At 63.6% G+C, this 7633-nt stretch carries 8 protein-coding genes; 5 read left to right on the top strand and 3 right to left on the bottom strand.

Annotated features, from left to right (window positions below; genetic code table 11):
- Positions 1-169: 169 nt before the first annotated feature.
- A complete protein-coding gene (locus QMK17_RS25750; RefSeq protein WP_283512126.1) occupies positions 170-1378 on the bottom strand; it encodes a glycosyltransferase in 1209 nt (402 codons plus the stop codon).
- Positions 1379-1494: 116 nt separating this feature from the next.
- Here QMK17_RS25750 and QMK17_RS25745 point away from each other — a divergent pair, with 116 nt between their 5' ends.
- Positions 1495-2214, top strand: a complete 720-nt coding sequence (locus QMK17_RS25745; RefSeq protein ID WP_283512125.1) for a TetR/AcrR family transcriptional regulator C-terminal domain-containing protein — start codon at positions 1495-1497, stop codon at positions 2212-2214.
- A gap of 38 nt (positions 2215-2252) precedes the next feature.
- A complete protein-coding gene (locus QMK17_RS25740) occupies positions 2253-2552 on the top strand; it encodes a hypothetical protein (protein ID WP_283512124.1) in 300 nt (99 codons plus the stop codon).
- Positions 2553-2741: 189 nt separating this feature from the next.
- Here the strand turns inward: QMK17_RS25740 and QMK17_RS25735 are convergent, their stop codons facing one another.
- On the bottom strand, positions 2742-3581 hold the full coding sequence (locus QMK17_RS25735; protein WP_283512127.1) for an alpha/beta fold hydrolase: 840 nt from the start codon (positions 3579-3581) through the stop codon (positions 2742-2744).
- Positions 3582-3935: 354 nt separating this feature from the next.
- Between QMK17_RS25735 and QMK17_RS25730 the strand changes: the two genes are divergently transcribed.
- Both QMK17_RS25730 and QMK17_RS25725 read left to right on the top strand, forming a co-directional pair.
- Entirely contained in the window at positions 3936-4376 is a 441-nt protein-coding gene (locus QMK17_RS25730) for an RrF2 family transcriptional regulator (protein ID WP_283512123.1), read from the top strand.
- 41 nt (positions 4377-4417) lie between these two features.
- Positions 4418-5647, top strand: a complete 1230-nt coding sequence (locus tag QMK17_RS25725) for a globin domain-containing protein (protein ID WP_283512122.1) — start codon at positions 4418-4420, stop codon at positions 5645-5647.
- A gap of 200 nt (positions 5648-5847) precedes the next feature.
- Here the strand turns inward: QMK17_RS25725 and QMK17_RS25720 are convergent, their stop codons facing one another.
- Positions 5848-6882 carry a Gfo/Idh/MocA family protein gene (locus QMK17_RS25720; protein WP_283512121.1) on the bottom strand — a complete coding sequence of 345 codons (1035 nt, stop codon included), beginning with the start codon at positions 6880-6882 and terminating at the stop codon, positions 5848-5850.
- 456 nt (positions 6883-7338) lie between these two features.
- Between QMK17_RS25720 and QMK17_RS25715 the strand changes: the two genes are divergently transcribed.
- Positions 7339-7633, top strand: a 295-nt coding sequence (locus QMK17_RS25715) for a PfkB family carbohydrate kinase (protein ID WP_283512120.1), incomplete at its 3' end; no start/stop codon positions are given.

The following is a 7633-nucleotide window of genomic DNA, read 5'->3' as shown; positions in this document are numbered from 1 at the left end:
ACCACGAGATGAAAAACCCAGTGGAACAACCCGACACCGAGGTCGGACGATCACCCACGCCCATACCCGCATCGCAGCGTCACAACGAAACTCGCAGCTGGCACATCAGCTCATCGGTGCATTCAGGTTAAAAGAGCCGAGGATATTTCACTAAGTCGCTTCCGGCCCATCACTTCCCGGGGACTGCGACCCGCAACGCGGCCGCAACGGGCGCGGTTCCATCTTCGGTGGCCAGTGCTGCAGCCAGCAGGCGTGCGCGTGCGGCATACTCCGGCCTCACGGTGGCGTCCTTGATCGCCTCGCTCAGCCGTTCGGCACTCAGGTGTTTGTACGGAATCGCTTGCGGCCCTGCGCCGAGCGCGGTGATCCGGGCGGCCCAGAACGGTTGATCGGTATAGATCGGCACGCTGACCGTCGGCACCCCGGCACGCAGCCCTGCCGCCGCGGTACCTGCCCCGGCGTGGTGGACCACAGCAGCCATCTGTGGAAACAGCCAATGGTGCGGTACTGCACCGATACTGACCGCATCGGGCTCGCAGACCCCGTCCACACCTTGCAACACCGCACGAACGCCAGCGCGACGAACTGTTTCGAGCATGAAGTCGGCGTCCATGGCGTGGCTGCTACCGAAGCCGATGAACACCGGCGCAGGCCCGTTGGCGAGGAAATCCAGCAGCTCAGGCGGTGCACGCCAATCCGAGTCGGGTTCGGGCCACCAGTATCCGGTCATGGTCAGGCCTGATCGCCAGTCCGACGGCCGAGGAAATACGTTGGGGCTGAAGCCATGCAAGACGGGTTGATTGGCTTTTCTGCGCTGCCGTTCGGCGGCGGCCCGACGCTTCTTGCTCAGCCCCAAGGTATGGCGGATGCGGGCGCTCGGGGCGTCGTAGGGTGCCTTTCCAGCGGCTATCAATGAGCCGAGCAGCTTGTTGCCGACAGAGCCGAAGCTCCGGGCGGTGCCCAGGACGACTGGAGTGTAGGCGGCACTGGGTTCGATCGGTTGCAGGTGAGCGCCGATGGCGGGGATACCAAATGCCTCAGCGACGTCGTACGCGTATGGAGCGATCGAATTGGCCAGGATCACGTCGACGCCGCATTGGGCAGCAGCAACCGTGCCGGTAGCGGCCAGCTCCATGTAGTCACCGAGTTCGCTTACATACCTACGTAGGTCTGCACGCGTGGTCTTCTGCCCGGGAGGCGCCGGGCTGACCAGATGGCTCATATCTCCGGGGAGTTCGCGGTATTCGCACCCGGCGGTGGTGATCAACGAGGCGTAGGCGGCATTGGCGACAATAGCGACTTCAAACCCCATCGCATGCAGTCTGCTGCCGAGCCCCGCCATCGGCGCCACGTCGCCCCGGGTTCCAGGGGTAACCATGAGTATTTGCATACAGTCCTCATCCCTCTTATCTGCGATCACCGTTCGCAATTAAACGTATCGTGAAATAGTAAAAGCACCTAATCCAAAACAACTGAAGGGAAGGTCAGACAGGAATGCCCCCTGAAGACCCCCTTGATGTCTGGCGGCGGCCGGAACGCTCGAATGTTGGGCCGAAACCGGAGCACTCGCGCGCAGTGATCGCAGCGGCGGCCATCGAGATCGCCGACAAGGACGGACTGGGCGCGGTCTCCATCCGGCGAGTGGCCGCCAGCATTGGTGCCGGTGCGGCGTCGCTCTACAGGTACGTGAGATCCCGCGACGAGCTCGTCGACCTCATGATCGACGCTGTCAGCGGTGAGTACGACCTGAAACAATCCAGTGAACCGGCACCGATGCAGCTGCTCGGTCTAGCGCTTCAGGGCAGGACCATCATGCACCGGCACCGGTGGCTCGCTCCACTGCTCTTGACGCGCCCTTCTATGGGACCAAGCGCTCTCAGATACCTGGAGCACGCGTTGGCTGCACTGGAATCGGCGCAGATGTCAGGCCCCTCGAAGCTCCGAACTGTAGCCATGATGACGGCCATCACCTCCGCTTTCGTACAAAACGAGCTGGCCTCGGAAACGAGCTCCGGCGATACCGCCCGGGACCCCAACGGCAGCACGCGATACCTCGCCGAAGCGGTTCAATCCGGAAGATACCCGTTGCTGGCCGCAGCACTCACCGGACAGCACGAGCCCGATGGGCCCGACGATGTGTTCACCACCATCATTGCCACGTACCTGGAAGGTGCTGGGCTGCCCGGACCGCCGGATCCGGCCGAGTGTCGGTGAGCGATGCCGTTGTAGATGGTAGAAATCGGAACCCTCGCGTGAACACTGCCCGCCTCGCCTCGGCGGTTTCATCCGCCGTGCGCAGGCCACACGTCCCATGTCCACATGCTCCTTCCGGTTACCTTGCAGCCATCGCGCGCAGCGGAACCGACACTCCTCGGACAGTAGCCCTTGCCGAGGCCCTCGGATCGAACCCGCAATCCGATGCGCCGCAACGTGACTCATGCATCCGCAAGGGCCTGGCATGGCCTCCTGCCCGCGGCCTTGTCGCCTTCACCGTCCCCGGGAGGGCCGACTTCATTCGCCGCCAGCCGAACCGCCCCGATCCACTGACCTGACGCTGCTGGACGTGATCGTTGTCGATCACACCGAGCGTGCGAGTCCCACCGCGATCCAATACCCCGCAGCAATCCCACCACGTCGCTCCCACGGTGTAAGGATGTCTTGACGATGCGGTAACTCTTCCTCGGTCCGACGGAGTCGTCGGTTGGCTGGCCGTTCGCGCCCCAGCGCGTTCAGCCGAACGGTCAGAGGGCGAGCATGGCGGCAGCGACCTGGTCGGCCGCGGCGTGCCGCAGGGCGCTGCCCATGCCGTCGAGGAGGAGCAGTCGCGCGTCAGGTATCTCGGCGGCGAGAACCTCACCGTTGCGGACCGGGAAGAAGGAGTCGTCGCGACCGTGCACCACGAGCGTGGGCAGGTCGAGATCACCGAGCCGCTCCCGCCATCGCGGGGCGCAATCGATCCGGGAGAACACCATCCCGAGCTGGTTCGCCTGGTGCACCGCGGGATCACTCGACGGCGTCCGGTCCCAGATTTGGACCGCCTTCGCTCGCGACTCCTCCGGATCGTCGCCCACGAGTTCTGCCCCCTCGGCGGCATAGGCTGCGACAGCATCCCGGTCGGTCCAGTCCGGCAGTGAGTGGGAGAACATCGCGACCATGACCGCGGGGTCGTGGTCCGGCAGGTCATCGTCGACTGGTCCCGGCGCCACCGACCGGGTGCCGACGAGGGTAAGTGCGGAGAACAGGTCCGGGTGGTCCAGCGCGGCGACCTGAGCGACCATCCCGCCGACACCGAGCCCGCCGAGATGGGCGGTCCCGGCGCCGAGCACCCCAACCAGCGCGACCACGTCGGCGACGAGATCCCGCAGGTCGTACCCCGGATTCTCCGGATCGATGGTCGTCGACGCGCCGGAGTCACGCAGGTCGTAGCGGACAACGCGCCGCCCACCCGCCGCGAGCAGTTCGCACAGCTGATCGGGCCAGGAGAGCATCGTTGTGCCGCCGACCAGCAGGATCAGCGGATCCTCATCGCGGCCGAAGCTTTCGATGCCGTGATCCACACCGTTCGCCCGTACCGAGGTCATGCCGATTCGAAACGGTCTTGTCATGCCAGTCTCCTGTCAATCGGTATGTCCATAGGGTGTCGACTACCGATTTCCCCGAAACTAATCGGTGCAGCCGAGATCGGGTAAATACGGCAAACGCGAGATCGGTCGACCTAGCGAGCAGGTGCAGAGCGGTACGCGGAGCGCCCACGCGGCGAGCCTCCACCGATAATCGTGGCCGATCGCATTCCGTACGAGCTGAGCAGATGAATTCGTGGCTTTCGGCCGGGTCGAGCCGGGGAAGTGCTGGTGTAAAAACCGCACGAAACGTGGTGTTTGAACCCACGGCCGGAAAACTAGCATCTTCGCTGCGTGTTTATTACCGTCATGGACATGCAACTGACTCGTTTCAGCGACCTGGCTCTGCGGGCGATGATGTTGCTGGCCGCGGCGCCGCCCGAGGGGCATCGGGTGACGACCGGAGTAATCGCCGCACGAATGAACGCCTCGGAACATCATGTGGCCAAAGCCGTCACGCGGTTGGTCGCTCTCGACTGCGTCCGCGCACAGCGCGGCCGCACCGGTGGGTTGTTTCTGACCGAGACCGGACTGTCGATATCGGTGGGTCGTTTGATCCGTCTGCTCGAAGGCGACCGGGAAGTAGTCGAATGCGACGGTGATCGTCCTTGCCCGCTGCTCGCGGCCTGCCGGCTGAGGCATGCCCTCGCCGTCGCCAAGGAAGCGTTCTATGCCGAACTCGACCGGTACACAATCGAAGAACTGGCCGCGTCGCCGACGATTCCGCTCACGATGATCGCACCGCTCACCCGCTGACCTGCCGTTACGCTCCTCGCTGTCCTCTGGAAGGAACACTCGTGTCCATTGCTACCCCTCTCACTGTCGATCAGGTACTCGAATCCGAGCACGCTGACGTTATCCGTGCAACGTTGCCGCTGGTCGGGGCGAACATCGATACCATCACGGGCAGGTTCTACGCCCGGATGTTCGATGCCCGCCCCGCGCTCCTACGTAATCTGTTCAACCGCGGAAACCAGGCGCAAGGTGCGCAGCAACGAGCATTGGCTGCGTCGATCGCCACCTATGCCTCGCACTTGGTGGACCCGAATCTCCCTCACCCGGCACGGTTGCTCTCGCGAATCGGCCACAAGCACGCCTCGCTTGGAATTACCGCCGACCAGTACGCGATCGTGCACGAGTATCTCTTCGCCGCCATCATCGAAGTTCTCGGCGCCGATGTCGTGACGCCGGAGGTGGCTGCGGCCTGGGATCGCGTCTACTGGATGATGGCCGACACGTTGATCGATCTCGAGCGTCGACTGTACGAGGACGCGGGTGTGGGTGCTGGGCAGGTATTTCGTCGGGCGACGGTCACCACGCGGGTGGACGATCCGTCGGGGGTGGTCGTGATCAGCGTGGCCGCGGATTGGCCGACTGTGAGCAGCCAGCACGGCGGACAATACGTCTCCGTCGGGGTGACGTTGCCGGACGGAGCTCGACAGATACGGCAGTACAGCGTGATTTCAGCAGGCGACGGCGCGCTGACCTTCGCGGTCAAGCCCGTTGCCGTCGGCGGTGGCTGCCCGGCCGGTGAGGTGTCCAACTGGATCGCCACCTGTGTGCGCCCCGGTGATCTCGTCGACGTCAGCATTCCGTTCGGTGACCTGCGGACTGACGACTTGGGTTCTGCCCCGGCGGTATTGATCTCGGCGGGCATCGGTGTCACACCGATGAACGGGATCCTTGAGCACCTGGTTCGACTGGACGCTCACTGTGAGGTGCTCGTGCTTCATGCGGACCGCTCTTCGGTGACGCACCCGCTGCGGGCGCGTCAACGACAACTGGTCGACGCACTGCCGAACGCCGTTCTCGAACTCTGGTACGAGGACGGCGAAGAACAGGGTGCCCACCGGGGACGGCTGGACCTGGCAGGTATCGACTTGCCCAAGGATGCGTCGTTCTTCGTGTGTGGCAACGCGGGGTTCGTACAGGCCGTGGATGCCCTCCTCTCCGGCCGGGGAGTGGATCCGTCTCGCGTGCAGTGCGAGCTCTTCGCCCCCGACGAATGGCTCCTGGGCCAGAGCTGACTGTAGGGGGCCATGACATTCGTGTGGCCCGTGTGACGCTGGTGGTTGGTTCCCGACTTCTGTCCGTCCTGGCGACGGCCAACTGCCCACCAGCACCACCGCCGAATCGTCGCGTCGATCAGCGGCACCCATCCCATATCAAGACTTCCTCGCGCTCTGCTGAACGCGGCCGCCCCGCATCCGTACGCAGCTGTTAGGCCTCACGCAGGAAAGACGATCCCGATCTGGCGCCGAATTTCGTCGAGAGTGTCGAGCGTTCTGACTGCTGTGTCGAGGGTGTGCAGCGGGCTCTCCAAGTCGCCGACGGATATCCGGCGAGCAGCCTCGGCGGCCTCGTACGCCAAACCGGCGGGATATCCCTCGATCTCGTCGGTGAAGCGTGCCGCACGGCCGTCTCGCAATGAGACCGTCAGGTTACCGGGGCGATAGAACACACCTTCGGTCCGTAGAACGCCATTGGTTCCGCATATCGACGCGGTGCTGGGGGTGTCGCTGAGGATCGTTGTGTTGATCACTGCGTGGGCACCAGTCGTGGCCTGCAGTACGGCTGAAATCTGCCCGTTGATCTCGTCGTTCGCGGGCTGTCCGGCTGCGGTGACCTGCTCTATCCGGCCGAAAACCTTGTGTGCAAGGTAAACCGGATAGCTGCCGAGGTCGAGAAGCGGACCTCCTGCGAGCGCTGGGTCGTAGATGCGGTGATCAGACTCGAAATATTCGCCGTGGTCCGCCAGGACGGTTGCGATGTTGCCCAGGAGCCCGTCTGAAAGTATCTGGTCGATCACCGAGAATTTCGGCAGGAACGCGGTCCACATGGCCTCCATCGCGAACAACCCCTTTGCTCTCGCGAGTTGGGCGACGGCACGTCCCTGCTCGCCGTCGAGTGCGAGGGGCTTCTCCACGACGACGTGCTTGCCGGCCTCGAGGGCGAGCATCGCATGTTCGGCATGAACCGTATGAGGCGTCGATATGTAGACGACGTCGATGTCTGGCGCACCGACGAGGTCCTCGTAACTGAGGTGCACCGAGGGAATCTTCCAGTCGGCGGCAAACTGCTCGCCCCGGTCGGCATTGCGTGAACCGACAGCGGTGATCTGTTGGGAAGTGTGATTGCGCAGCGCTTCGGCGAATTTGGCTGCGATCCAACCCGGTCCGAGTATTCCCCACCGCAAAGGCGGTGCGTCCAGCGGTGAAGGGGTACGCGGAGACGGAAGGGTGACGTTCTGTCCGACGGTCATGGCAGAACCCTAGTCAATCGTTGTTGTATTGTGCGGACAAATGCCGAAAACGACCGCGATCAATATGGGCAATGTCGAAGGACCTCAGCGATCCGCCAGTGTCGTTTCCAAGTCGTAGTGCGGGTTGCAATCGACGCGTACTCCGTACTCGACCACTGTGCCGGAGTCATCGGAGGCCTGCGATGCGTGGTCAGTAGGGGGAGTGATACTTGCCGTCTTGCGTCGCAGCCTCCTCGTCAGACGGTCGGTCGAGGGTCGTTTCGGGCGCCCGTCCTGGCGCGCATCGCAGGGCCATGCATAATGTCGCTTGACCGAAAGTGCGAATGTTAGGACAAAGTATTGACAGAAACCTGTGGCCTAGCGCACAGTGGTTTCCAGCAGCCACCCTCGTCCGCCCCGTCGCTACATGCCTTCACTGTCCGCAGTCCTCACTATTGTTTGGAGTCGATCTTGTCCATGTCAGCCGATGCGAACAACACGGCCTTCGACGTCCTCGCTATCGGGCGCAGCGGCGTCGACATCTACCCGCTGCAAACCGGTGTCGGCCTCGAGGACGTCGAGTCGTTCGGCAAATTCCTCGGCGGAAGCGCCGCGAACGTCTCGGTTGCCGCAGCTCGCCTCGGGTGCCGCTCAGCACTGATCTCGGGTGTCGGTCACGACCCGTTCGGGCGGTATGTCGCCGCCGAGCTCGCGCGCCTGGGCGTCGACAATCGCTACCTCGTCACCGACGATCAGTTCGCGACCCCCGTCA

Origin of the sequence: Rhodococcus sp. G-MC3 (assembly GCF_030063335.1) — a bacterium.
Lineage (GTDB): Bacteria > Actinomycetota > Actinomycetes > Mycobacteriales > Mycobacteriaceae > Rhodococcoides.
Note: the sequence above shows the minus strand (reverse complement) of the source record. Positions and strands in the feature narration are given on the sequence as shown.